General features: G+C 60.8%; 24 protein-coding genes and 1 riboswitch. Of the genes, 12 read left to right on the forward strand and 12 right to left on the reverse strand.

The window, feature by feature from the left end:
• Positions 1-43: 43 nt before the first annotated feature.
• From ADU59_RS03045 to ADU59_RS29490, 7 genes are all read right to left on the reverse strand, one after another.
• Positions 44-3,358 carry a phage tail tip lysozyme gene (locus ADU59_RS03045; RefSeq protein ID WP_139093135.1) on the reverse strand — a complete coding sequence of 1,105 codons (3,315 nt, stop codon included), beginning with the start codon at positions 3,356-3,358 and terminating at the stop codon, positions 44-46.
• A 198-nt stretch (positions 3,359-3,556) separates the two neighbouring features.
• Positions 3,557-4,162, reverse strand: coding sequence for a hypothetical protein (locus ADU59_RS03050; RefSeq protein WP_068951547.1), 606 nt, complete (start codon positions 4,160-4,162; stop codon positions 3,557-3,559).
• A gap of 302 nt (positions 4,163-4,464) precedes the next feature.
• On the reverse strand, positions 4,465-4,650 hold the full coding sequence (locus ADU59_RS03055; RefSeq protein WP_068951549.1) for a hypothetical protein: 186 nt from the start codon (positions 4,648-4,650) through the stop codon (positions 4,465-4,467).
• A 139-nt stretch (positions 4,651-4,789) separates the two neighbouring features.
• Entirely contained in the window at positions 4,790-5,821 is a 1,032-nt protein-coding gene (locus tag ADU59_RS03060; protein ID WP_068951551.1) for a hypothetical protein, read from the reverse strand.
• A 268-nt stretch (positions 5,822-6,089) separates the two neighbouring features.
• Positions 6,090-6,278, reverse strand: a complete 189-nt coding sequence (locus tag ADU59_RS03070; protein ID WP_068951555.1) for a hypothetical protein — start codon at positions 6,276-6,278, stop codon at positions 6,090-6,092.
• A complete protein-coding gene (locus tag ADU59_RS03075) occupies positions 6,275-6,478 on the reverse strand; it encodes a helix-turn-helix transcriptional regulator (protein ID WP_068951557.1) in 204 nt (67 codons plus the stop codon). Before ADU59_RS03075 ends, ADU59_RS03070 begins: the two co-directional genes overlap by 4 nt.
• Positions 6,471-6,635: an Arc family DNA-binding protein gene (locus ADU59_RS29490; protein WP_244506336.1), complete on the reverse strand. Its 165-nt coding sequence runs from the start codon at positions 6,633-6,635 to the stop codon at positions 6,471-6,473. Before ADU59_RS29490 ends, ADU59_RS03075 begins: the two co-directional genes overlap by 8 nt.
• Before the next feature lie 108 nt (positions 6,636-6,743).
• On the opposite strand from ADU59_RS29490, the gene ADU59_RS03080 reads away from it, so the two are divergent.
• Positions 6,744-7,022 carry an Arc family DNA-binding protein gene (locus ADU59_RS03080; protein WP_068951558.1) on the forward strand — a complete coding sequence of 93 codons (279 nt, stop codon included), beginning with the start codon at positions 6,744-6,746 and terminating at the stop codon, positions 7,020-7,022.
• Here the strand turns inward: ADU59_RS03080 and ADU59_RS03085 are convergent, their stop codons facing one another.
• The 3 genes from ADU59_RS03085 to ADU59_RS03095 form a co-directional block, all read right to left on the reverse strand.
• The gene (locus ADU59_RS03085) at positions 7,023-7,211 is read right to left on the reverse strand and encodes a helix-turn-helix transcriptional regulator (RefSeq protein ID WP_068951560.1); all 189 of its coding nucleotides are present in this window, start codon (positions 7,209-7,211) and stop codon (positions 7,023-7,025) included.
• 179 nt (positions 7,212-7,390) lie between these two features.
• A complete protein-coding gene (locus ADU59_RS03090) occupies positions 7,391-8,833 on the reverse strand; it encodes a site-specific integrase (protein WP_068951562.1) in 1,443 nt (480 codons plus the stop codon).
• Between the two features lie 290 nt (positions 8,834-9,123).
• Positions 9,124-10,050, reverse strand: coding sequence for a LysR family transcriptional regulator (locus ADU59_RS03095; protein WP_068951564.1), 927 nt, complete (start codon positions 10,048-10,050; stop codon positions 9,124-9,126).
• Between the two features lie 107 nt (positions 10,051-10,157).
• Between ADU59_RS03095 and ADU59_RS03100 the strand changes: the two genes are divergently transcribed.
• The 9 genes from ADU59_RS03100 (at position 10,158) to ADU59_RS30545 (ending at position 21,920) form a co-directional block, all read left to right on the forward strand.
• Positions 10,158-11,768, forward strand: coding sequence for a GMC family oxidoreductase (locus tag ADU59_RS03100; protein WP_099050733.1), 1,611 nt, complete (start codon positions 10,158-10,160; stop codon positions 11,766-11,768).
• 179 nt (positions 11,769-11,947) lie between these two features.
• A riboswitch (guanidine-I (ykkC/yxkD leader) is annotated at positions 11,948-12,057 on the forward strand.
• A gap of 77 nt (positions 12,058-12,134) precedes the next feature.
• Positions 12,135-13,208, forward strand: coding sequence for a putative urea ABC transporter substrate-binding protein (locus tag ADU59_RS03105; RefSeq protein ID WP_068951567.1), 1,074 nt, complete (start codon positions 12,135-12,137; stop codon positions 13,206-13,208).
• 67 nt (positions 13,209-13,275) lie between these two features.
• Entirely contained in the window at positions 13,276-14,094 is an 819-nt protein-coding gene (locus ADU59_RS03110) for an ABC transporter permease (RefSeq protein ID WP_068952532.1), read from the forward strand.
• Positions 14,091-14,918 (forward strand): ABC transporter ATP-binding protein, encoded by an 828-nt coding sequence (locus tag ADU59_RS03115; RefSeq protein WP_068951569.1) that lies wholly within the window; start codon positions 14,091-14,093, stop codon positions 14,916-14,918. Before ADU59_RS03110 ends, ADU59_RS03115 begins: the two co-directional genes overlap by 4 nt.
• 2 nt (positions 14,919-14,920) lie before the next feature.
• Positions 14,921-15,739, forward strand: coding sequence for an urea amidolyase associated protein UAAP1 (locus ADU59_RS03120; protein ID WP_068951571.1), 819 nt, complete (start codon positions 14,921-14,923; stop codon positions 15,737-15,739).
• A 13-nt stretch (positions 15,740-15,752) separates the two neighbouring features.
• Positions 15,753-16,403, forward strand: coding sequence for an urea amidolyase associated protein UAAP2 (locus tag ADU59_RS03125; RefSeq protein WP_068951572.1), 651 nt, complete (start codon positions 15,753-15,755; stop codon positions 16,401-16,403).
• A 4-nt stretch (positions 16,404-16,407) separates the two neighbouring features.
• Positions 16,408-19,947 (forward strand): urea carboxylase, encoded by a 3,540-nt coding sequence (gene uca / locus ADU59_RS03130; RefSeq protein ID WP_068951574.1) that lies wholly within the window; start codon positions 16,408-16,410, stop codon positions 19,945-19,947.
• Between the two features lies 1 nt (position 19,948).
• On the forward strand, positions 19,949-21,763 hold the full coding sequence (gene atzF, locus ADU59_RS03135) for an allophanate hydrolase (protein ID WP_068951576.1): 1,815 nt from the start codon (positions 19,949-19,951) through the stop codon (positions 21,761-21,763).
• Between the two features lie 16 nt (positions 21,764-21,779).
• Positions 21,780-21,920 (forward strand): hypothetical protein, encoded by a 141-nt coding sequence (locus tag ADU59_RS30545; RefSeq protein ID WP_158515693.1) that lies wholly within the window; start codon positions 21,780-21,782, stop codon positions 21,918-21,920.
• Positions 21,921-22,061: 141 nt separating this feature from the next.
• Here ADU59_RS30545 and ADU59_RS03140 read toward each other — a convergent pair whose 3' ends face one another.
• Entirely contained in the window at positions 22,062-22,541 is a 480-nt protein-coding gene (locus ADU59_RS03140; RefSeq protein ID WP_139093136.1) for a hypothetical protein, read from the reverse strand.
• 316 nt (positions 22,542-22,857) lie between these two features.
• Here ADU59_RS03140 and ADU59_RS30830 point away from each other — a divergent pair, with 316 nt between their 5' ends.
• Entirely contained in the window at positions 22,858-23,019 is a 162-nt protein-coding gene (locus ADU59_RS30830) for a hypothetical protein (protein WP_099050734.1), read from the forward strand.
• Between the two features lie 202 nt (positions 23,020-23,221).
• Positions 23,222-23,410, forward strand: a complete 189-nt coding sequence (locus ADU59_RS03145; RefSeq protein ID WP_068951580.1) for a transthyretin-like family protein — start codon at positions 23,222-23,224, stop codon at positions 23,408-23,410.
• A gap of 39 nt (positions 23,411-23,449) precedes the next feature.
• Here ADU59_RS03145 and ADU59_RS03150 read toward each other — a convergent pair whose 3' ends face one another.
• Complete coding sequence (locus ADU59_RS03150; protein ID WP_068952535.1) at positions 23,450-24,277, reverse strand: bifunctional allantoicase/(S)-ureidoglycine aminohydrolase; 828 nt, start codon at positions 24,275-24,277, stop codon at positions 23,450-23,452.
• Positions 24,278-24,328: the final 51 nt, after the last annotated feature.

Here is a 24,328-nt window from a genome sequence, read left to right on the forward strand (position 1 = left end):
TGGCGGGTGCGGAGAGGAATCAGTTCGTCCGGGATTGAAGGTATTATTCCTCTCCTGGCATTTTCGGGAGACCGGGCAGGACCGCGTCTTTGATCTGCTGTCGCGTACGCCTTTTGTCGTCCATGCGCCGCTGTCGCTCGCCGTTGATCTCGCCGATGCGCTTCTGGCGGTCTTGCAGGTCAGCCGGATCGGCTCCACCAGGGTAGATTGGGCCAACGGCTGTCCCGCCAGGCAGGACAAGCCACGGATCATTCCGTGTCCGCCGAGCTTCCTCCGCCGATTGAAGGGCCTGCTGCTGCGCTGTTTGGGGATCAAAAAAATGGCGAAGCGGGCGTCCCTGCTCATCTGTTACAAGCTCTTCCAACCCGGTCCGTGGATCCACAGCCGTCAGCATATAGCCGGGCGGCTCGCCGCGCTTGGCGGAAGCCTCGGTCTTCTGGTCGCTGATCAGAGATAGCGTGGATGGGTCGATGTTCTGGGCGGTGGCGATGCCCTGCAATTCTCTGCTGATCCAATCCTTCGAGCCGTTCACTTCTGGATAGAAGGCTTCTGGCGGATATGGCATCACGCGCCCGCCGCGACTGCCGTAGGCGCCGGTCACACCCCAGATCTTGCCCATGCGTTCAATCGCCTGGGTTTTCGCGGTGTCAACATTGTCCAAGGAAGCATTGCGTTCGCCGACGAGAGTGACGTAATCGTTCAGCATCATGCGGCGAGTCTGCTCATCGAGCGGCGCACCTGCATCAAACAAGCGGTTCGTATCCAGCTTGTCGATGACGTCGGCAGCGCTGACTTTGCGAGCCTCGTCTTCACCCTTTTTGACGAGAGGCTTCGTTCGCTCGGCCCACTTCGGATCATTCCGCTGTTTCAGCCATTCCGCCGTTTCCTCCGGGGTGAAATAGCGGACCTTGGCCTGCCAATCCTGAAGACGGTCAACGGCATCCTTGCCGAAATCCGACTCGAGCTGCGGGATCGATACCTTGCCAGAAAGGAGATCAAGCTGCTGCATCGCAGCGGCATGCTTTACCGGCTCAGTTGACAGGATGGCACCGCTGAGGGCTTCCTTGATCGGCTTGTTCGTCAGCGTCGCCCGCAACGTATCCGGAGACAGGGACGAGGCGAGTGCATTGGTCAGGGCATTGAGCTGTGCTGGATTGCCGCTCTGCCACATCCGGGCGACGGCATCGGCCTGAGACGGTCGGAATGCCGGGACGTTCGCGACTTGCCCTGTCGCTTCCATGACGTTCACGGCCTGTTGGTATCGCGCTAAGGTCGATGTGAAGGAACTCGGATCATCAAGGTTCAGTGTTGGCAGGTCACCCACAAGTCCTTGGCTCATGCCGTATCCGACGGCATCATCCTGAAAGGCCTTATCCTTGGCCTTCTTCATTGCATCCAATCCATCCAGCAACGCCAATTGAGAGCCGGTGGCTCCGTTCTGGGACATTCCGGAGCGAAGCTCGCCGATCGCAGATTCGAGCTCCTCCGGAGATGCCGATTGGGCACCCAAGATGACCGCGTTGTTTTCAAGCATCGTCGCGACCTTCTCTCGAACGTCCTGATCGACAAACTCGAGTTGCCGGGTCAGCAGCGACAACGCATCGCGATCAAACGGCAAGCCCGACCGGATCCCCGCTTCGAGGTCGGGGATCGTTGCATTCACATCGCGGCTAATTTCCTCCCGGTAGGCTTTGGCCTCTTCCGGCGAAACCGGAAACGGACTGGTTACTCCAAGGAGCTCGCCCGACAGGCCCTGCATCTCTGCGGCCTTGACGGCGGCTGCGCGGCGATTTTCCCAGCCGTGCCCGCCACGTGGATTGCCGGCGCTCCATCCCTGCGGCCGCTCGAAGCCGATCATCGCAGCCGTTGCTTCATCGACGTTGGTGGCAGACTTGAGCCGTTGATATGCAACGTTTTCTGTCGTCTCCAGCTCGTGAAGCACAAAATCAAGCTGGGTCGAAAGATCATCCGGCGATGCGTTACGAGATGCCGCGAAACTCTTCAGGGCACGCGACCGCTCGCCGTTCCATTGTCCGGCGCCGATAGAATCAGATCCGTCACGGCCATCGCCTCGATTGCGTGCAAGCGGATTGAGGCCGGACTCCTGCACGAGATTTCCGACAATCCCCGCCGCCATGACAGGTGACAGACCGCGGGCGATGTAATGGTTCATCGCAGCCTGCATTCGGCCACTCATATCAGGGCTGAAGGATACGGGCGGCCGGCCGGATGGCGCGGCCTGGTTTGTCCGCAACATCGATCGTTCTGCGATGGAGACCTGCTGGTCATTTCTGGAGTCGGCGAAAATCTTGTTACGGCGGGCGACCTGGAGATCAAGCGCACCTGTCACATCGCCGGCACGGGCGAGCTGCTGCCCCAGAGCGTCAATGTTTGGCGAGTTCACGTCAACGCTTCCAGCCGCGATCCCCTTCTCCATATCAGTCTTGTTCGACTGCAGGGCTTTCACATCAGCGCGCTGTTGAGCGGCAATTCCCTCGATCCGACTGTTGCCGATCCCCCAATAGGTGCGACGTTCCTGCGGCGACATGTCGATGCTATCATCGTTGATGAAACGATCCCGCATCTTCATGGCTTCAGCCATCCCGCCAGACTTCACCGCACGATCAATATCACCGACAAGAGCTTCCCCTTTCAGTCGTCCGCCAAAACGACTCATATCGATCGAAGCCTCCCGAGACGTGTAACCGAACACGGGATTTCCGGTCAGTTCATCGTTCAGGGAATTGATCTTGTCGACAGTTGCGTGAAACGCCGGGGTATCCGTCCCGCCTTGCAGCGCCATTGAAGCGGCGGAGTCCATCAGATGCGAGCGCTCTGCAGAGATCGACGACTTCGCGTTCTGCATGTCGAGACCGAACTTCTGCTGCATGATGCCGGTATGCTGCTGAGTACCGACCTCATCGAGCATCGACATGATCGGGCCGCGAAGCTCCTTGTTCGGCGCGTTGATCAGCATCTGATCACGATAGGTTTTCCAACTTCCCCGGAAGGAGTCTGGATTACCTTTCGCTTCCTGCGCCTGTGTTGCTGCCGCCGATCGGATTTCCGGTGCGATCCGGGTGAGAAGCGATGCCGTCGCGGCCCTATTATATATGCGGTTCTGCTCGGACAGGTTCGATCTAAGGTCAACGGTCGGCGTGCCCTTGTCGTCGAGATAGACAGCGTTCTGCCCCCCGATCCGGGCATCATCCTGGCCTTTCGCTTGGAATATCTGACCCCAAGACCCGAAAGCCTCGGACATTTGCTGGTAAGGATTGGCGATCTCGGCGGCCGACACCGATGATCGAGGGCCTTGGGTAATCGCGCCCCGGCGCTCGACAGTTGGCAGCTTTACCATTGCGTTGGCCTTTCATGTGCTTGAGCACTGTCCGCCATCACGGAAATATCCTGAAGGATGAAAAATTTCTGACCTCGAATGTTCAGGGTTTGCGAGGCGTGCATGAGGGTGGACTTACACAAGCGCGGGCGAATTTTTGCCCCCACCCCTCCCTTCAGAAGAGCGGCAGGACGAAGAGGCGGGAGGGGTGCCACGCCATCAATCATCTGACACCGCCTGGCCGTCGATGACTAAGTCACTGTCGTCATGCTCCCATGGGGCAACGATGCCGCTTTCCTCAACGACACGTTCGAGATGTTCGAGGCGACGGCGACGACCGCCTTCAAGGTCAATCACATACCCAGGTGTGACCGCATTGGTGTGAACGCCGACGTTGACGTTGATATTCTGCCCCGGCGGATCGAATGCCAGGCGCTCGGCTGCTTTCAACCTCGCCGTCGCTCCGGCAGCATTGTCCATCAACTTCGGATCATCCCGGATGTTGGCGATGGTGCGAATGCTTGCCGCGCGCTCGCCATTGCGCAGAGCAATCATCTGCTGCTGATAGTACCCGTCGACGGCCGGCTTGAGCATGGCAGCACGCAACGCTCTGGACGTGATCCCCGCAAATGAGGCTGCATCTTCCAGTCGGACAATCGCGGCCCGATCGTTGTCGTCACCGAAAACAAGGCGATCAATCGCTTGGCGGACCCTTGGTGTCAGACCGGATCCGCGGCCCGCAGCCTTGTCGCGACCCGGCTTCGAAGCTTCGCGACGGCGGGCGGCGGTCAATGCTTTCGGTGATGTGCCGTGATTTGCTGCCATGCTCTCCGACCGTAAATTTCACCAATGCCACTGGGGGTATGATCGAGCCGAGATTGTTTCGAACCGGTTCAATCGACGAAAAACGTCACCCCATTCTTGACAGCAAGTTGCCCCCATGTTGCCCAGAACAGAAATCATCATAGTCTCTGGGCAGAATTTCCCATCATATATCGTTTATTTTCATCGTATTGACAACGGTCGGGCAAGCCTACGCTCCCTCATTGTGGATGAGGTAGTCTGGATTCATGTGGAATTCCGCTGTGAAGATCCGCGCGAAAATGTCGGGCGCGTCACCTGCTTGCTCAAGACACCACCTTCGCCTCTTCTCCAATGACTTTCAGACGATACGCAGCAAGGCTGACGACATTGCTGATCGTGATACCCTGACCGTCGGATCGCAGGCCGACTGCCGGCTCAGTGTCACTCGTCAGGCGAGCGTAGACGGCTCGCACGATGTCAGGAGGAAAGCATTCTTCAATTCTGGTCATGTCGTCTTCTCCATCGCTAAAAGACGTGGTTGCAAAAAGCGGTCGAGCCGACGTAGTCGGACACAGCCGCGCGGCTGCAGAGCGCATGTGAGTACGGGGGATAAGGTATCGTTGATCCCACCTTGATCCTCCCTTGATCTCACCTTGATACTACTTTGATACCGGAATCGGACGATGCCTTGCGGAGCTCTTCGAACGCCATGGCAGTCTTTCGCCATTCGGGGGCATTCGAGAGCCACTCGGCGGTTCTGGCTGTCTGAGGGCGGTATTTCATCCGGGCGACTCCGATGAGCTGGACGTTCGGCCGAAGTCTTGAAACCGGGACAAGGAGTGTCCGGTCGTCGGAGAAAAAGGGCGCCATTGCCCGCCCCGCCTCAAGCGCAGCTATGGTGATCGCGATCTCTTCTTTCTCACCGTTGCCCCATGGGAGAGGATGGACGATCTCTGCGTCGGCTCCATCGCTCTCGACGAGATGGGCGACGAATTCCACCAATCCGGCATCCCGAAGGATGTCCCATGCGGCCCAAAACCCTTCGAACCAGTAAGGCACATCCCTGAACGTCTGCGTGGTGGAGGGTTGGAAGCCCCAAATCTTGTAAATGCCGTGCTCGCCGATGGGCTTCCTCTCGTAGAGCTGACGAATTCCTATTCCCTTCCGCCACTCGACGCCGCCCGATCCGGCGAGATCGTGATGGTAGTAGAGATCGACGAAAAGACGTAGGGCATTCAGGTCTTGGGTCTGTCTCAGGAGCTTCACAGGCGGTGTCTCGTTGCCCGCACCTTCGACGAGAGAATTGGGAAGCCAAATCCATTCGGGATTGGCAAGCTGGTCAAGCGCGGAGCGACATGCATCCTTGCTCCGGGTCTTACCTGCTGTCACCCCGACGATCGTTGCTACCTGGTCGACGGGGACGAGTAAGTAACGACGAAGCTTGCCGCGTTTTTCGACAGTCGCAAGGCCTGCGCCCTGGAGAACTGAGATGGCGGCGGCTGCACGCCTGTGATGGATGCCCGTATATTTCTCGATCGCGGTTGCGGACCATCCAGACGTTCGCTGGTCGGCACCGGTGCCGGCAGCGATCACGAGATAAGCGACAGCTTCGTTCATGCCGAGGCCGCAGGCTGCACGCCAGGCGCGACGGTCGACGGCGAAATAGCTGGCCTTCGTCATCGTGTCGTCCTCCCGCAGGTGACGCACTTAAATCGCCCATTCGCGCGGACCGCCGGGATTCGTACCCTCCCTCGATGGCCGCAAGCACACTCGATCATCTTGGTGATGATTGTGCTCGATGAGATCAAACTGTTGGCCTCCGCGCGGATCGCCGCCTTTGGCTTGCGCTGGCGAGGGGCGGCGAAAAGAAGGTCGTCACCATCGACTGGCTCGCTTCCTCGGATCACAGCGTTCTGGCGCATCCGCATCTTCGAGAAATCGCGCCGGGTCATCCGTGCGCACTCCGATAGATCCGAAACTTCTGCGCCATCGCGGATGCCTCGCAGGCCTCAAGCGCACTAAGGCCGAAGCGGCGGCGAAGTTCAGGAATGATGGGATGGATTGGCTGGCGCTCGTCGGCGAGCCACTGCGCCGCGGTGACGACGGACTCGTTGTGCTCGTGATCGTTGCCGGTCATGATGCGCCCCGATCACGCTCGGCCACACGGTCCCTGATCCACTCGTCGATCTCCGATTCCACCCAGGCGCGGCGCTTTAATCCGACCGGGACAGTTTTCGGAAATCTTCCGCAACCCATCAGACGCCAGAGGTGTGTTTTCGAGAACCGAATCCCTTTGTTGCCGAGATCTTCACGCGAAAGAAGGCGCTGATCACTCATCGCGCGCCTCCTGCTTTTCAAAAGTCCTCTGCATCTTCTCTCGAAGAGCAAGGACGATTTCCGAATTCAGCGAGCGAAGGTTTCGGCGCGCGGTGGCTTCAACCCATTCCCGCACATCGGCGGGCATCCGCACGCCCAAGGGAACGACATTCTGCAATGGCATCTCGAATCACTCCATATCAACTCGATATGTTAACTACATATCAACTCGATATAGCATCAATATCGCTTGCCATAATTTATTGCGAGTTGATATGGAGTGTGCATGGCAGATCGATCATCCTATCCAAGCGAACAGGCGGACAAATATCTTCTGAGGATGCCAGAAGGCATGCGGGAGCAATTGAAGGAAGCTGCGAAGCGGAACAACCGCAGCATGAATGCCGAGATCGTTGCGCGTATCGAGGCGAGCTTCACCAATCTTCATATGACTGACGGAAAGGTCAGCTCCGTCACGATACCAAAGAAGGACTTCGACTATCTGATGGCGAACATCGAGGAGATCAATCGCAAGATGAAGTTGGATCCGAACGACCGCGGCTGATCAGTGCGCGTCGCGCTCCTCGATCCGCTCCATGATCCATGCGTCAACTTCCGCCTCGACCCAGGCACGGCGCTTGAAGCCGATGGCAACGGGACGAGGGAACCTTCCCGCCTTCGTGAGACGCCACAACTGTGTTTTGGAGAAGTCGATACCTTTGACTTTAAGGCCTTCCGCAGAGATCAGACACATACACCCTACCAATGCCCACTGCCGCCGGCGCGAGTTGCGCGCCAAGCCAGCGGGCTACGATTGATAAAATGCAGTGCGCCGCCGTTGGAAGAAAATATCCTCCGGTTATGACCGGGACGTCTGAAGCGGTCGTAGCTCCGCAACAGAGGCAGCCTATGACAGCTCGCCCGGAAGGTCCATCACTTCGCCGGAGAAGCTGTTCGGCTGGTTAATGAAACGACATTTTCCGGCGGCGGCTCGATGAGATCACGGACGGCGGCGGCCCAGCGGTTCAGCGCGTCTCGCTTCTCATCGAAGTAGTCCCACTGGTTGTAGACGGCATTCACGCCTTGCTTCTTGTGAGCGATGACGGCCTCGGCAACATGCTCCTGAACGCCCAGCTTCGCCATGCGCGTTCGAGCTGTGCGCCTGAGGTCATGGAGAACGAACGGCTTCAGCGTCACCTTCTCCGGATCTTCTCCGCGCTCCTGGGCGAAGCGCTTGAGAACCACGAGCATTTCCTTATCGAGAGCATCTTTCGCCTTCGTCCAGCTATTGACGGCCTTCTCGCCAGCCGTGGTGGAAAACAGGAACGTGCCTGCATTCTGGATCGGCAGCGACTGTAGGATCTCGACCACGGTCCCGGACAGCGGCAACTGATGGATGATCTTGCCCTTCATCCTGTCTGCCGGGATAGTCCACAGCTCTTCCTTCATAACGAGCTCATCTCGTTTTCCACAAGCTGCCTCGCCGCGCCGGAGGCCTGTGAGGAGCAGGATCCGATAGAGCGGACCAAGCGGATAACCAATCGCCTCTGTGGCGATCCAAAGTGCCCGGATTTCCTCATCCGTGAGTACACGATCGCGAGAATTTCTCGTGCCTATCAGGCTCTTCGGCTTGAGCCGATCACAAGGTGAGACTTCGATATCATATGTCCCTCGATCGATTGCCCAGTTGAAAAACCCTCGAACCCAAGCAAACAACTGGAGAGCTCTGGCGTCGTAACCTTCATCGACCTTATCGAGGATCACCCGCGTAATGTCGGCTTTCGTCACCCCGGATATCGGCCGGCGTGCGAGGCCTGGCCTTTTCTTCCGGTTCACGATCTTGTCGTCAACGAACTCGAGTCGCAGGCCTTTCTCCATATCCGTGGCGTTCTTCAGCTTAGGTGTTTTGCCGTCCTTCTGATACAGCGCCTTCGCGACGTAATCATCGAACACTGCCTCGAATGAATTCTCTTGGCGCACTCGCTCCTTCGCCTTGTTCTCCGCGATCCGGATCTGTGGATCGACTCCCGCGTCCAGAAGCTGGAGCCATTCACGAGCTTTTTTTCGGGCATCCTCAAGAGAGCCGATCTGAGGCTCTTCGCCCTCCTTCGGCCTGGCCTCTCCGCTGACGCTCTTGTCGATATAGACGCCGATCGTGCGGCGTGTCGGATTGATTTTGCCGTCCGCGCGCGACTTTCTCGCGCCTGTCGTCGAGACAGGAAATCGAGCGAGCAGGACGAAAGTTTTCTTGCCGGCTTCATTGACGCGAACGCGGAGGCCCGGAACGATGGCGTCTGAAACCTCGTATCGGTCCGTACCCGCCGGCGCCGACTTCAGTGATTTCAGCCGTCGATCTGTGAGGTTTTCTCTTGGCATATTTCCTCCGGGCAACATCTGGGCAACAGAAACGGCGGGATTGTAAGAAATCAGATGAAACCGAAAGAAACTCAAAACACCTTCAAAATCAAGCCATATCGAGCTGTCTTGACATTAGATGAAACCCGATGCAATCATAAGAAACGATCGGCCTCCTCATTCGTAATGATGGGGTCGCAGGTTCGAGTCCTGCAAGCGGCACCACCCTCTAAGCCATGGATTTCATTCAGAGAAATCTTCGCCTTCGTGGCCCCTCCGAGAATATTTCCGAATTGTTTTCAAGCCGCGAATCACTGCACGTCCGCGGACGGCACATCGCTTGACGATGACGGCGACAGGAATAGCGATCGTTCCCTTCGAACGGCTGCGGTGAGCAGGTCGACCGTCTTGCGAATCCGGCCATGACGGCGAAGGTCGTCGTGAACTGACAGCCAATAGCTGCGGCGGATCAGGAATGAGGATTGCAGGACGGGAACCAGCAGGGCTTTGCCGGCAGCCAGATATGCCGGCAGAACGCCCATCGCCATGCCGCTTTCGATCATGGCGCATTGGGCTACGATGCTGGTGCTTCTGAACCGCGTCGTCGGCTTCGGCCCGAGGAAATCCAGATAGGCTAGCTCCTTCGTGTGCAGCAGTTCCGGGATATAGCCGCAAAGCGCGTGGCCGCTCAGATCGTCCGGGGTCTGCGGCATCACGTGGCGGCTCAGATAATCCCGGCTGGCATAGAAGCCCAGCCGGTAGTCGGTCAGCTTGCGTGTCGCCAGACTTCCCTCCTCGGGCCGGTCGAGCGTGATGGCGATGTCCGCCTCACGGGATGAGAGCGAATAATTCTGCGGCAGAGCGACAAGTTCGATTTCCAGATCGGGATAGTCCTGCATGATGGCTGCGATCCGGCCGCCCAGATAGCCGACGCCGAACCCCTCCGGTGCGCCGATACGGACCCGTCCCGTCATGCCGGTTATTTCTGCACCCAGGCCGTCGATCTCCTGCAGCACGATCGATTCCAGCTTGGCCGCCGACTGCCGGAGATTTTCGCCGGCGGCTGTGATCCGTAGCCGGCGCCCCGCCCGCTCGAAGAGCTGCACCCCGAGTTTCTCCTCCAGCCGGCTGAGACGGCGGCTGATCGTCGAATGGTCGAGCCCGAGCGCATGGGCCGCATCGGTGATCCGGCCGACGCGCGCTACGTGCAGAAATACCCTGATATTGTCCCAATCCACGTTTCCAGCACTCCTTTTTGCACATGCTATGTGTTTTCCTGCGCATTGTCTTCCCGTGGTTCACCGATAAACCCATGGCATATGGATTCTGGAGGGAGAGACGAGAGATGGACGGTGACTACGATTATATCGTCGTTGGCGCGGGCACAGCGGGCTGTATTCTGGCCAACCGCCTGTCGGAGAACCCGAAGAACAGGGTGCTGCTGCTGGAGGCAGGCGGCCGGGACAACTGGATCTGGTTTCATATTCCTGTCGGTTATCTCTTTGCCATCGGCAATCCACGCTCCGACTGGATGTTCCGCACCGAACCGGAAGAAGGGTTGAACGGCCGCGCGCTCGCCTATCCCCGCGGCAAGGTCATCGGCGGATCCTCGGCCATCAACGCCATGATCGCCATGCGCGGCCAGGCGGCCGACTACGATGACTGGGCGCGGTCCGGCCTTTCCGGCTGGCAATGGAGCGATGTGCTGCCCCGTTTCCGGGAGCTGGAAGATCACTTCCTGGGCGAAAGCGACCATCATGGCGCAGGCGGCGGCTTTCGGGTCGAGGCACCGCGGCTGTCCTGGCCGGTTCTCGACGCAGTAAGGGAGGCGGCCGCCGAAATGGGCGTGCGCGGGATCGACGATTTCAACACCGGTGACAATGAGGGATCGGGCTATTTCCATGTCAACCAGAAGCGTGGCCGGCGCTGGTCGTCGGCGCGCGGGTTCCTGAAGCCGGCGCTGAACCGGCCCAACCTGCGGCTTGAGACCGGCATTCTGGCCGACAGGCTGCTGATCGAGAACGGCCGGGCGGCGGGCGTGCGCTATATCCACGACGGTGTTGCCAGAACGGCGATGGCGCGCGGCGAAGTCGTGCTCAGCGCCGGATCCATCGGTTCCGTGCAAATCCTTCAGCGTTCCGGCATCGGCCCGGCGGAATGGCTGTCGCAAGCGGGGATCGAAACGGCTCTCCACCTGCCCGGCGTGGGGCGAAATCTGCAGGACCACCTCCAGCAGCGCGCCATCTACAAGGTCAGCGGCGTGCGCACGCTCAACGAGACCTATCATTCGCTGTGGCGCCGTGGGTGGATGGGGGTCGACTACGCGCTGCGCCGCCGCGGTCCGCTGACCATGGCGCCCTCCCAGCTCGGTATTTTCATGCGCTCCGATCCGGCGCGCGAGCGGGCCAATATCCAGTTCCATGTCCAGCCGCTGTCGCTCGACAAGTTCGGCGAGCCGCTTCACCGCTTTCCCGCGATCACGGTCAGCGCCTGCAATCTGCGTCCGACGTCGCGCGGGACAATCAGGCTGCAATCCGCCGATCCGCGCCAGCCTCCGGTCATTGCCCCGCATTATCTTTCGACGCCGGACGACAGACGCGTGGCCGCCGACGCGATCCGGGCCACACGGCGGCTGATGGCGCAGCCGGCGCTGAGCCGCTACCGGCCCGACGAATATCTTCCCGGAGCATCCGTCGGCGACGACGAGGGTTCGCTGGCAAAAGCGGCCGGGGATATCGGTACGACCATCTTCCACCCGGTCGGAACCGCAAAGATGGGCCGCGCCGACGATCCGTTCTCTGTCGTCGACGAACGCCTGCGCCTTCGCGGGATCGGCGGCCTTCGGGTGATCGACGCATCGATCATGCCGACGATCACGTCCGGCAACACCAACACGCCCACGGCGATGATCGCCATGAAGGGGGCTGCGATGATGATCGAGGACGCGCAAAAATAACGGCGATGTCGATCATCGCCACCAGCAATCACGAGAAAACCTGATGACTTAAAAGGCAGGCAGGCGCTCAACGAATGGGCAAGTGCATGCACTTCATGCGAGAGGGAATATAGCCTCCGGATATATTATAATAAAATCAGTAACTTATAGACTGGCACACGCCTTGCGTATTCAGTCGCAGAGTTGGTGGCTAGGGTTCCGGCGCTTTGAAAAGCGTGCTGGTCCGAGAGCTGCCACCGGTTGGGGAGACATCCCGCCGGGTGCACGGCGGGACAAAAGCCCGGGAGACCTCGTTAGCCAAGGGATTGGCGGCGCGATGGTCCATGCCGATCCCTTTTTTGAAGAAAAGCAAAAAGGGGAATTTCAATGCAGACTTTTTCGAAAATGCTCTCGATCACCGCGTTGACGGCATCGCTGGCTTTCGGCATCACATCGGCGGCCTTCGCGGCACCCAAGACCGAGTTCAAGGTCGCCTGGTCGATCTATGTCGGCTGGATGCCCTGGGGTTATGCTAGCGACCACGGCATCGTCAAGAAATGGGCTGACAAATACAATATCAAGATCGACGTCACCCAGTTCAACGACTATGTCGAATCGATGAACCAGTACACCGCCGGTGCCTTCGACGCGGTGACGCTGACCAACATGGACGGCCTTTCCATTCCGGCAGCAGGCGGCGTCGACACGACGGCGGTCATCGTCGGCGACTTCTCCAATGGCAACGACGCCGTCATCCTCAAGGACAAGGCCAGCCTTGCCGATGTGAAGGGCCAGAATGTCAATCTGGTCGAGTTCTCGGTCTCGCACTATCTGCTGGCCCGCGCGCTCGATAGCCTCAAGCTGACCGAGCAGGACGTGAAGGTGGTCAATACCTCCGACGCCGACATGGTCGCCGCCTACAAGACAGCCGATGTGACGGCCGTCGTCACCTGGAACCCCCTGGTCTCCACCATTCTCGAAGACCCGACGGCGAAGAAAGTCTTCGACAGTTCGCAGATCCCCGGCGAGATCATCGACCTGATGGTCGCCAATTCCGATGTGCTGAAGGATAATCCGGATTTCGGCAAGGCGCTGGCCGGTATCTGGTACGAAACCGCGGCGCTGATGACGGCCGACAGCGACGAGGGCAAGGCGGCGCGCGAAGCGATGGGCTCGGCGTCCGGCACCGACCTGAAGGGCTTCGAAGCCCAGATCGCCGCCACCAAGCTGTTCGACAAGCCGGCCGATGCCGTTGCCTTCACCGCCTCGCCGAGCCTGCCGAAGACGATGGATCTGGTGCGCAATTTCCTGTTCGAAAAGGGCCTGCTTGGCAGCGGCGCGGCGTCGGCCGATGTCATCGGCATCGAGATGCCGGATGGCACGGTTCTCGGCGACAGCGGCAACGTCAAGCTGCGCTTCACCGAGGCCTACATGAAGGCCGCTGCTGACGGCTCGCTCTGAGCGTTGCGCCGATCGGCGGTGCGGGATCCCGCGCCGCCATCATCCCTTCATCAGCGGAGCCATGTTCATGCGCTGGATCAACACCAGGCCGAGCCGGGGCGCACAATTTGCCCTGATGCTTCTGCCCTTCGTGCTGCTGATTGCCGCCTATACGGCGGGATCGGCGGCCAGACTGGCTGAAAATGCCAATGACAAGCTACTGCCGAGTCTTGCGGGCTTTACCGAGGCCATCAACCGGCTGGCCTTCCTGCCGGACCCCCGCACCGGCGACTATCTGCTCTGGTCGGACACATCAGCCAGCCTCATCCGGCTTTTCGCGGGGCTCGGCATTTCGACGCTGACCGCCCTGCTGATCGGCATGGTCATCGGCATGCTGCCTTATCTGCGGGCTCTGCTCGCGCCCTTCGTCGCCGTCATCTCCATGGTGCCGCCGCTGGCGCTGCTGCCCATCCTCTTCATCGTCATGGGCCTTGGCGAGACATCCAAGATCGCGCTGATCGTCATCGGCGTCGCGCCTGCGATGATCCGCGATCTCGCTTTGCGGGCACTCGAACTGCCGCGCGAGCAGATCGTCAAGGCCGAAACGCTGGGCGGCTCCTCCTGGCAGATTGCCCTTCGCGTCGTGCTGCCGCAGATTCTGCCGCGTCTGATCACCTGCGTGCGGCTGCAGCTCGGCCCGGCCTGGCTGTTCCTGATCGCTGCGGAAGCAATCTCGTCCGACAGCGGGCTTGGTTACCGCATCTTCCTCGTCCGCCGTTACCTGTCGATGGACGTGATCTTTCCTTACGTCGTCTGGATCACGCTTCTCGCGGTTCTCACCAACTTCATCCTCGACCGCATCCGCATCGCCGTTTTCCCCTGGTCCGAACTGGAGAAGCAGGGATGAGCGAACTGGTCATCGACAATGTCTGGAAGGAATATGGCGACCAGATCGTGCTGGAGAATGTTTCCCTCACCGTCGCATCCCGCGCCTTCGTCGCCCTTGTCGGCCCCTCCGGCTGCGGCAAGTCGACCTTCCTGCGCATGCTGCTCGGCCAGGAACGCACCACCAGAGGCACGATCCTGCTCGACGGCGAGCCGCTGCCGCCCGAGCCGGGTCCGGATCGTGGCGTCGTCTTCCAGCGCTATTCGGTCTTTCCACATCTGACCGTGCTGGGCAATGTGCTGCTCGGCAAAGAACTGACGGCCGCGAAATACAAGGCGAAGCTCTTCGGCTCCGCCCGGGGGGGAGCCATCGAAGAGGCCCGGCAGTTGATTGCCGAAGTCGGTCTCTCCGGCGCGGAAGGCAAATATCCCGCCCAGCTTTCCGGCGGCATGCAGCAGCGGCTGGCGCTGGCGCAGGCGCTGATCATGAAGCCGAAGGTGTTGCTGCTCGACGAGCCGTTCGGTGCGCTCGACCCCGGCATCCGCGCTGAGATCCACACGCTGATGAAGCGGCTCTGGCACGAGACGCAGATGACCGTCGTCATGGTCACGCATGACATGCGCGAAGCCTTCACGCTCGCCACCCGTGTCGTCGCCTTCGAGCGTCCGCGCGATCGGCCGGAGGAAAAACAGCGCTACGGCGCCACCATCACCAAGGACATCGCCATCTGGCCGCCGCGCCGCGCGGGCGAGCCTTCGCATTCAAACCCTGACCGGGACGGCCCGGTCGCTTTACAGGGCCTTCACCGGGACGACCCGTCTTCCAGTCCGTCAGGAGATAAATAGCCATGCACGTCAGACGTTCCGCAGAGGAGATCGCCGCCAACCGGCAGCGTTACGAAGAACATCAGAAGAAGGGATTGGAGTTCGCTCCCAAGACACTTCCGACACCGAGCCCCCTGCCCGCACCGGCGATCTCTCCCACGGCGGTCATCCATCAGGAAACCATCCCCGGCGGCTGGTACTGGTCGACCCTTTTGAAGCATGGCGAGGCGCTGCGCATCGACCAGCAGGACGGTGCCTCGACCGTGGCGCTGATCGCCTGGAATGCGGCCGACACCAGCGAAAGGCTCAACCTGGTCGATACGGTCAAGATGCAGTGGACGACCGCACTCGGCAAAGGCCGGGTGATCTTCTCGGATATGGGCCGGGTGATGTTCTCGATGATCGAGGACAGCGCAGGCTCCCATGATTGCCTGATGGGCGGATCGACGGCCGCGTCGAACGCTGCGAAATATCCGGGCGTTAAGACCCGCAACACGCGCGACAATTTCATCCTCGCCACCGGAAAGCTCGGCCTCGAACGCCGCGATATTCCGGCGGTTCTCAATCTCTTTGCGCCGGTCCGCATCGACGATACCGGCGGGTTCCGCTGGCAGGGCAAAACCTCCAACAGCGGCGACTACGCCGAAATGCGTGCCGAGATGGACATGATCGTGGCGTTCTCCAATTGCCCGCACCCGCTCGATCCCAATCCGGTCTATGCGCCCGCGCCGGTAACCATCACCCGCTTCCGTGCCGCAGCACCGGCAGCCGACGATCTTGCCCGCACGGCAACCGCCGAGGCCGTTCGCGGCTTTGAAAACAACGCCCTGATGCAGGCTTGAGGAGGAGCGAACCATGACCGATTTCATTCAGACCGCTGCCTCGCGCACTGTCGAAAATGCCGCGCAGGATTACGTCATTCCGGCCGAAGCGCCCTGGTCCGGCATCGTGCGCAAGGGCCAGACGATCCGCATCGAGGACAGCTACGGCCAGCAGGCGATCGATACGCTGTTCTACAAGGCCGATGATTTTTCCGAGCGTTACTCCAATCAGGACACGATGCGCGAACAGGGGGCGGCCTATGTCGGCACCGGCACGCGGATCATGTCCAACGAAGGCCGCGTGATGCTGACAATGACGGCCGACAGCTGCGGTCGCCACGACACCTCGGCCGGCGCCTGCTCCTGCGAGAGCAACACCGTGCGCTTCGGCCATGGCACCAAATACCTGCATGCCTGCCGCGACAACTTCGTGATCGAGGTGATGAAACACGGCATGAGCAAGCGCGACATCGTGCCCAACATCAACTTCTTCATGAACGTGCCGATCAGCCCCGATGGCAAGATGACCATCGTCGACGGCATCTCCTCGCCGGGCGACTATGTCGAGCTTGTCGCCGAGATGGACGTGCTCTGCGTCATCTCCAATTGCCCGCAGATCAACAATCCCTGCAACGGCTTCGATCCGACACCGATCCGGGTGCTGATCTGGGATGCGGGGGTCTGATGTCATGTTCAACAAGGTTTTGATCGCCAACAGAGGCGAAATCGCCGTCCGCGTTATCCGGACATTGAAGACAATGGGCATCGCCTCCGTCGCTGTCTATTCCGACGCCGACCGGTTTGCCATGGCAACGCGGCTTGCGGACGAAGCGGTGCGTCTCGGTCCCTCGCCCGCCACCGAAAGCTACCTCAACGTCGATGCCGTCATCGCCGCCTGCAAGGCGACCGGCGCAGAGGCCGTGCATCCCGGCTACGGGTTCCTCTCGGAAAATATCGGCTTTGCCGAACGGCTGGCAGCCGAGGGCATCGCCTTCATCGGGCCGCGTCCGGAACATCTTTCCGCCTTCGGGCTAAAACACACCGCCCGCGAACTGGCCAAATCGAGCGGCGTGCCGCTTCTGCCGGGCAGCGGATTGCTGGAGGATGCCGAGGATGCGCTGGTGGCCGCCGAAACCGTCGGCTATCCGGTCATGCTGAAGAGTACGGCCGGCGGCGGTGGCATCGGCATGCAGCTGTGTGCGGATGCCGAGGCGCTGAAAGCCGCCTTCGAGAGCGTGCAACGCACGGCGCGCGCCAGCTTCGGCGATGCCCGCGTCTATATCGAGCGCTTCGTCGCCGATGCCCGCCATGTCGAAGTGCAGATTTTCGGCGACGGCAGAGGCAAGGTGGTGGCGCTTGGCGAGCGGGACTGCTCGCTGCAGCGGCGCAATCAGAAAGTGGTTGAGGAAACGCCGGCACCGGGTCTTTCGGATACAACACGGGCACGGCTGCACAAGGCGGCGGTCGATCTCGGGACATCGGTCTCCTATGCTTCGGCCGGGACCGTCGAGTTCATCTACGATCCGGCACGCGAGGAATTCTACTTCCTCGAGGTCAACACCCGGCTGCAGGTCGAACATCCGGTGACGGAAGCGGTCTTCGGCATTGATCTCGTCGAATGGATGATCCGCCAGGCCGCCGGCGAGGATGTGCTTTCGGGTGCCGAGGCTCTGACGCCGAAAGGGGCCGCGATCGAGGTGCGCGTCTATGCCGAGATGCCGCACGCCGGTTTCCGCCCGAGCGCCGGGCTTCTGACGGAGGTTGTGCTTCCCGAAAACGCCCGCGTCGACGGCTGGATCGAGACTGGCACCGAGGTGACGCCGTTCTACGATCCGATGCTGGCAAAACTGATCGTCGCAGCTGAGGACCGCCCGACGGCGATTGGAAAACTTCAGGCAGCCCTTGCCGCGACGTCGATTGCCGGGATCGAGACCAATCTCGACTATCTTCGTGCAATCGCCGCTTCCGATCTTCTCGCCAGCGGCAAGGTGGCCACGACGGCGCTGCGCGATTTCGCCTTCGTGCCGGATGTCATCGAGGTCCTGTCGCCGGGCGCCCAGTCCAGCCTTCAGGAACTGCCCGGCCGTCTCGGCCTCTGGCATGTCGGCGTGCCACCGAGCGGACCGATGGACGAGCGCTCCTTCCGTCACGCCAATCGTCTCGCCGGCAACGACGACACGACGGCAGCGCTGGAGTTGACCGTGTCCGGCCCGACCCTGCGCTTCTATACCGATACGGTGATTGCGCTCAGCGGAGCACAGATGCCGATGACCTGTGACGGCCTGCTGCTGCCGCACGGGACGGCCGTGACCATTCGTGCCGAGCAAGTGCTGTCGATCGGCGCTATCGAAGGCCCGGGCCAGCGCGCCTATCTCGCGGTCGCGGGCGGCTTTTCCGCGCCTGTGGTGCTCGGTTCACGCGCCACATTCGGGCTCGGTCAGTTCGGCGGCAACGCCACCGGCACGCTCAAAACCGGCCATGTACTGCATCTTGCGCGGCAAGAACCCGTCGAGCCGCCAGAGCCTGCGAACAAGCCCGCGGAACTCACCCGCGAATGGAGCGTCGGTGTCCTCTACGGGCCCCATGGCGCACCGGATTTCTTTCAGCCGGGCGACATCGACGCACTGTTTTCCACCGCCTACGAGGTGCATTTCAACAGTGCCCGCACCGGTGTCCGTCTGATCGGCCCGGCACCGAAATGGGCGCGCAGCGACGGCGGAGAGGCGGGGCTTCACCCCTCCAACCTGCATGACAATGCCTATGCCGTCGGCGCCATCGATTTCACCGGCGATATGCCGATCATTCTCGGTCCCGATGGCCCAAGCCTCGGCGGCTTTGTCTGCCCGGCTGTGATCGCCCGCGACGAGCAATGGAAGATGGGCCAGTTCAAGCCCGGCGATCGCATCCGCTTTCATGCCGTGGCAAGAAGCGAAGATCCTGTCGCCGGTCCTGCCGTTCACCGGCCGGCTGCGGATATCGGCTCGGCCATTGTCGGGACGCGCGATGACGGCCCGGTTTCCGTCGTTTACCGCCGCCAGGGTGATGACAACCTGCTGGTCGAATATGGGCCGATGGCGCTCGATATCGCACTCAGATTGCGCGTCCACCTGCTGATGCAGGCCGTCGTGGAGGCCCGCCTGCCCGGTCTCATCGACCTGACGCCCGGCATCCGGTCGCTGCAGATTCACTATGATGGAACGACATTGACGCGAAAGCGTCTGCTTGGACTGTTGGCAGATATAGAGGCAAGCCTTCCACCCGCGCAGGCGGTTACGGTCCCCAGCCGCATCGTGCATCTGCCGCTGTCGTGGAACGATCCGGATGCCGAGCTTGCCATGCGCAAATATCAGGAGCTGGTCCGTCCGAACGCGCCCTGGTGCCCGTCCAACATCGAGTTCATCCGCCGTATCAACGGATTGCCGGACGAACAGGCGGTGAAAGACATCGTCTTTGATGCCAGCTATCTCGTGCTGGGTCTTGGCGACGTCTATCTCGGTGCACCGGTGGCAACCCCTGTCGATCCGCGCCATCGCCTCGTCACCACCAAGTACAATCCGGCCCGCACCTGGACCCCGGAAAATGCCGTTGGCATTGGCGGCGCCTATATGTGCATCTACGGCATGGAAGGACCGGGCGGCTATCAGCTGTTTGGCCGCACCATCCAGGTCTGGAACACCTGGCGGCAGACACCCGCATTCGCCAAGGGCAAGCCGTGGCTGCTGAATTTCTTCGACCAGATCCGCTTCTTTCCAGTCAATCATCAGGAGTTGACCGAGGCGCGGGCTGCCTTCCCGCATGGCGGTTATCCCGTGCGGATCGACGAGACGGAATTCTCCTATGCGGCTTACGAAAAGGAGCTGCAGGCCAACGCAGACTCAATCAACCGCTTCAAGGCGACGCAGCAGGCGGCTTTCGACGCCGAGCGGCAAAGCTGGAAGGAAACCGGTCTCGACAGTTTCGTCAGTGACGAGGGAGCAGGCGAAAGCCTCGAGGGCGATATCCCGGCCGGCTGCTTCGGTGTCGCCAGCAGCGTGCCGGGCAATATCTGGAAACTCATGGTGGAGCCGGGAGCATCCGTCGCTGCCGGCGATACGGTCGCCATCATCGAATCCATGAAAATGGAAATCAACGTCACTGCCCATGCCAGCGGCCGCGTTCGCGATCTGCGCGCCGGGCCCGGACGGAATATCAAAGCCGGCGATATCATCGTCGTTCTGGAGAGCTTGTAACATGCTGCCCACCATTCTCGATCTCTCAAGTCTGCGCGCTGCCTATCAATCCGGCCTGACACCGCTGGATCTCATCGAAGACGTGATCGCCCGCCGCGCGGCCTCCACTGATCCGGCGATCTTCATCACGCCCACGCCGGATGAGGACCTGCGTCAAGCAGCCCGCGACCTGATGACGCGGGCGCCGGAGGCAAACAGTCTGCCGCTCTGGGGCATTCCCTTCGCCGTGAAGGACAATATCGACGCAGCGGGCCTGCCGACCACGGCCGCCTGCCCCGCCTATGCCTATGATCCGGTAGCGGACTCAACCGTGGTCGGCCGCCTGAAGGCGGCCGGTGCCCTCGTCATCGGCAAGACCAATCTCGACCAGTTCGCAACCGGGCTCAACGGCACACGGTCTCCCCATGGCGCACCCCGCTCCGTCTTCAATTCTGCCTATGTGTCGGGTGGTTCGAGTTCCGGTTCGGCCGTTGCCGTCGCATCCGGCCTTGCCACATTCGCGCTCGGCACCGACACGGCCGGTTCCGGCCGCGTACCGGCCGCCTTCAACAATCTCGTCGGCATCAAGCCGACGCCCGGACTGGTACCGAACGTAGGCGTCGTCCCGGCCTGCCGCAGCGTCGATGTGGTCACCGTCTTTGCCGGCACGGTTGGCGATGGTGTTGCGATCCGCAAAGTGATGGAAGGCTACGACGCTGCCGATCCCTTCTCGCGCCAGGCGATACCCGCTGGCCTTCCCGCCTCCGGTCTGCGGATCGGTGTGCTGGAGGGAGACGAGCGTGAGTTCTTCGGAAACGCGGATGTCGAGGCACTGTATGACGCTGCGATCGAGCGGGCGAAATCGCTCGGCGCAACCATCGTGCCCTTCGACTACGCGCCATTCCGGCAGGCGGCAGAACTGCTCTATAACGGCCCCTGGGTTGCCGAACGGCTGGCCGCCGTCAAGGACTTCCTGAGCAGCAACGCCGATGATTTCGACCCGACGGTGCGCACCATCATCGAGGGTGCAAAGGCCTATGATGCCGTCGCCGCCTTCGAGGGCAAGTACAGGCTCGAGGCGCTTCGGCAGAAGACCAAGGTCGAGTGGACGAAGGTCGACATCCTGCTGCTGCCGACCTCGCCCACCACCTATACCGTCGAGGACATGCTGGCCGATCCGATCGTGAAGAACGGCCATTTCGGTCGCTACACGAATTTCGTCAATCTCTACGACTATGCCGCCATCGCCATTCCGGCAGGCTTCGGCAGCAATGGCCTGCCCGGCGGCGTAACGCTGATCGGTCCGGCGTTTACCGACGATGCGCTCGCCCCGTTTGCCGACATCCTGCACCGGGCGCTGGGTGCCGGCATGGGCAAGGACAGGACGGCACCGCTGCCCGAAGCAAGCCGGGTCGCACCGCTTGACGATGGCTTCGTCCCGATCGTCGTGGTCGGCGCACACCTCACCGACATGCCGCTCAACCATGAACTGACCGAGCCGGGCGGATATCGGGTGAAGACCTGCCGGACGGCCGGCGACTACCGCCTCTTCGTGCTGCCGGACACGGTACCGCCCAAACCCGGCCTCATCCGCCAGCCCGGTTTTACCGGCAACGGCCTGGAGGTCGAAGTCTGGGCTCTGCCACCGGCCGCCTTCGGCCATTTCGTCCAGAAAATTCCGGGACCGCTCGGCATCGGAAAAGTGGTTCTCGACGATGGCTCGATCATCTCCGGTTTCCTCTGCGAGGCACATGCCATTGCCGGCGCTCAGGAGGTGACGGCGCTCGGCGGCTGGCGGGCCTATATCGATGCGAAAAAAGCGAATTCAACCGCGTAAACAAGGAAGCAGAAGCATGACAGGATTGCTCGGACATGTCTTTCGCCTGCTCCGCGACGGGCTGCTCGCCCGCACGCTGGCCATCGGCGCCCAGCCTCGGCATTCGATACTCATCGGCGGGGATATGCAGGTTCTCCCTGAAAAGCGGGAACAATAACGTCAACGCGCAACACCGTTACTGCTTGCGCCGGCAATTCCGCTGGCGCGAGCAGACGAGGGAGAGAACATCCGGGCATCACGCTATCCAGCCGCTCGTCCGGATGCACAGGGCGTGCGGATGGGCACGGTTGCCCGTCCGTTACTTGGGAAAGTCCCGGGTAAACGCATCGAGCACGTCGATGAGGACTTCGTTCACCTTGTCCGTGGTGAAATCGTTCAGGCTGATGACGTTATGCCCGACCGAAACGCTTTGCGCCGATGATCGGCGGTAGTGCTGAAACTGGATATGATCCTCGGTCAAGCTGACCGCGCTTCTGATCGATCGGCCTGACACGTCACTTGAGATTTCCATCTCGACTTTTGACGACGTCCCCGGAGCCGGCTCGGTCAGACGCATGCGCGGCATATCGGCCATTTGCAGCTTTTGATTCAGGACATCAATTGCGCTTTCGATCTTGGGGCGGAACGTTTGCACCCAATTCTCCTCGACCCATTGCCTGCGCTCCGCCTTCCGGGTTTTGGCAAGTTCGATTTCCTGCTTCTTCCGTCGTTCTTCGCTCTCAATGCGGCTTCCCAGCGCAAGAAGTTTGTTCAAGCGCTCATCGGTGGCTTTAGACATGGTCATCCTCGGAAATTTCTGATCGATCGGAGCGGCCGGCGCTCGAGGCTCTGCGCATGATTGCATGCCGGGCCTTATCGATAGCATCAACCACAGATTTCCTTGCATTAAATCGGACCGCTCGGCATGCAAAGCGAGACCGGTCTGCAGGCCCCATCGATACGTTTTGTCCCGTATCGAAACATAATTTGGCTCGACGGAATCAAAATTGCGCCTTATTGGCTGACCTGCCGCCCAACTGTTCAAGCCCGGCGCAAGCGACGCGCCATACCATGCCCCACCACTGGCATGATGCCGGACAGCAGAGGACAATGATATGTCAAACACCACCGAATATTCCGGCAACCCCCAGGACACGGCGATTGCCCTGTTTCTGCAGGACGAAAATGCCGACAAGCTGACCGACATCCTGGTCGATGCACTGGACGACGCCTTCCGGATCCTCAGCGAAGAACTGGCCACGCGATCCCTGAACTGATCGTTCGGCACATTACGGCTTCCGATGATAGCTGCTCGACGCAATGATGTCTTACATCGGCGGTAAAATGCCCCCGGCATGCACAGCATCCCCGCCACAGTTTTCCCCTGGCGAACATGGTTAATTTTTTAACTCTTTTTCGTTTAGGAGGAGAACGGTAGCGGCCGAACGGCCGTCGATGCGAAAACCGGGAGGACCTTCGATGATCTTCAATCTGCTCAAGAGCAACCGTGACGACGCGGCGGATACCGGCACCTATGCCGACGGCGCCTTCGAACTTCCCGCCATCGAGATCAAGTCCGAACCGCGCCGTCTTCGCGGCCATGTCGCCCATCAGCGCGACTATGGCAGCGACAGGACGATCGCACCGATCCCCGCCGGTCTTGCCTGACAGGCATCCGGCAGGGAAATACGTTGCTAGATGGGAAGCTCAGGCGTGCGGCTTCAGCTTCATGTGACGATTGACATCCTTGTAGAGCAGGTAGCGGAATTTGCCGGGGCCGCCGGCGTAGCAGGCCTGCGGGCAAAAGGCGCGCAGCCACATATAGTCGCCGGCCTCGACCTCCACCCAATCCTGATTGAGCCGGTACACGGCCTTGCCCTCCAGAACATAGAGCCCATGCTCCATGACATGGGTTTCGGCGAACGGGATCACCGCGCCCGGCTCGAAGGTGACGATGGTCACGTGCATGTCGTGGCGAAGGTCATTGGGATCGACGAAGCGCGTCGTTGCCCACTTACCTTCGGTACCCGCCATCGGCGACGGCGCGATATCCGCTTCATTCAGGAAAAGCGCCGCCGGCACATCGAGCCCGTCAACGAATTCATAGGCCTTGCGTATCCAGTGGAACCGCACCGGCTTGCCGCCCATATTGCGCACCGACCACGTGCTGGCTGGCGGAATGAAGGCATAGCCGCCCGGATGCATCTGATGGGCTGCGCCATCCAGCGTCACGGTCAGTTCCCCTTCGACGATGAACAGCACGCCCTCGGCGCTCGCATCGAGCTCCGGCCGGTCGCTGCCGCCACCGGGCGCCACTTCCATGATGTATTGCGAAAAGGTCTCGGCGAAACCGGAGAGCGGTCGCGACAGGACCCAGAGCCGAGTGTTTTCCCAGAACGGCAAAAAGCTGGTGACGATATCCATCATCACACCCTTGGGGATGATGGCATAGGCTTCGGTAAAGACGGCGCGATCCGTCAACAGCTGTGTTTGCGCGGGGGCGCCGCCCTGCGGGGCGTAATACGTGCGGTTCATCTGCTTCCCTGAGCTTTCGAATGGATCCGCCGCGACGGCGGCGGAGTGCCG

Source organism: Pararhizobium polonicum (assembly GCF_001687365.1).
In the GTDB taxonomy this organism is placed as follows: Bacteria; Pseudomonadota; Alphaproteobacteria; order Rhizobiales; family Rhizobiaceae; genus Pararhizobium; species Pararhizobium polonicum.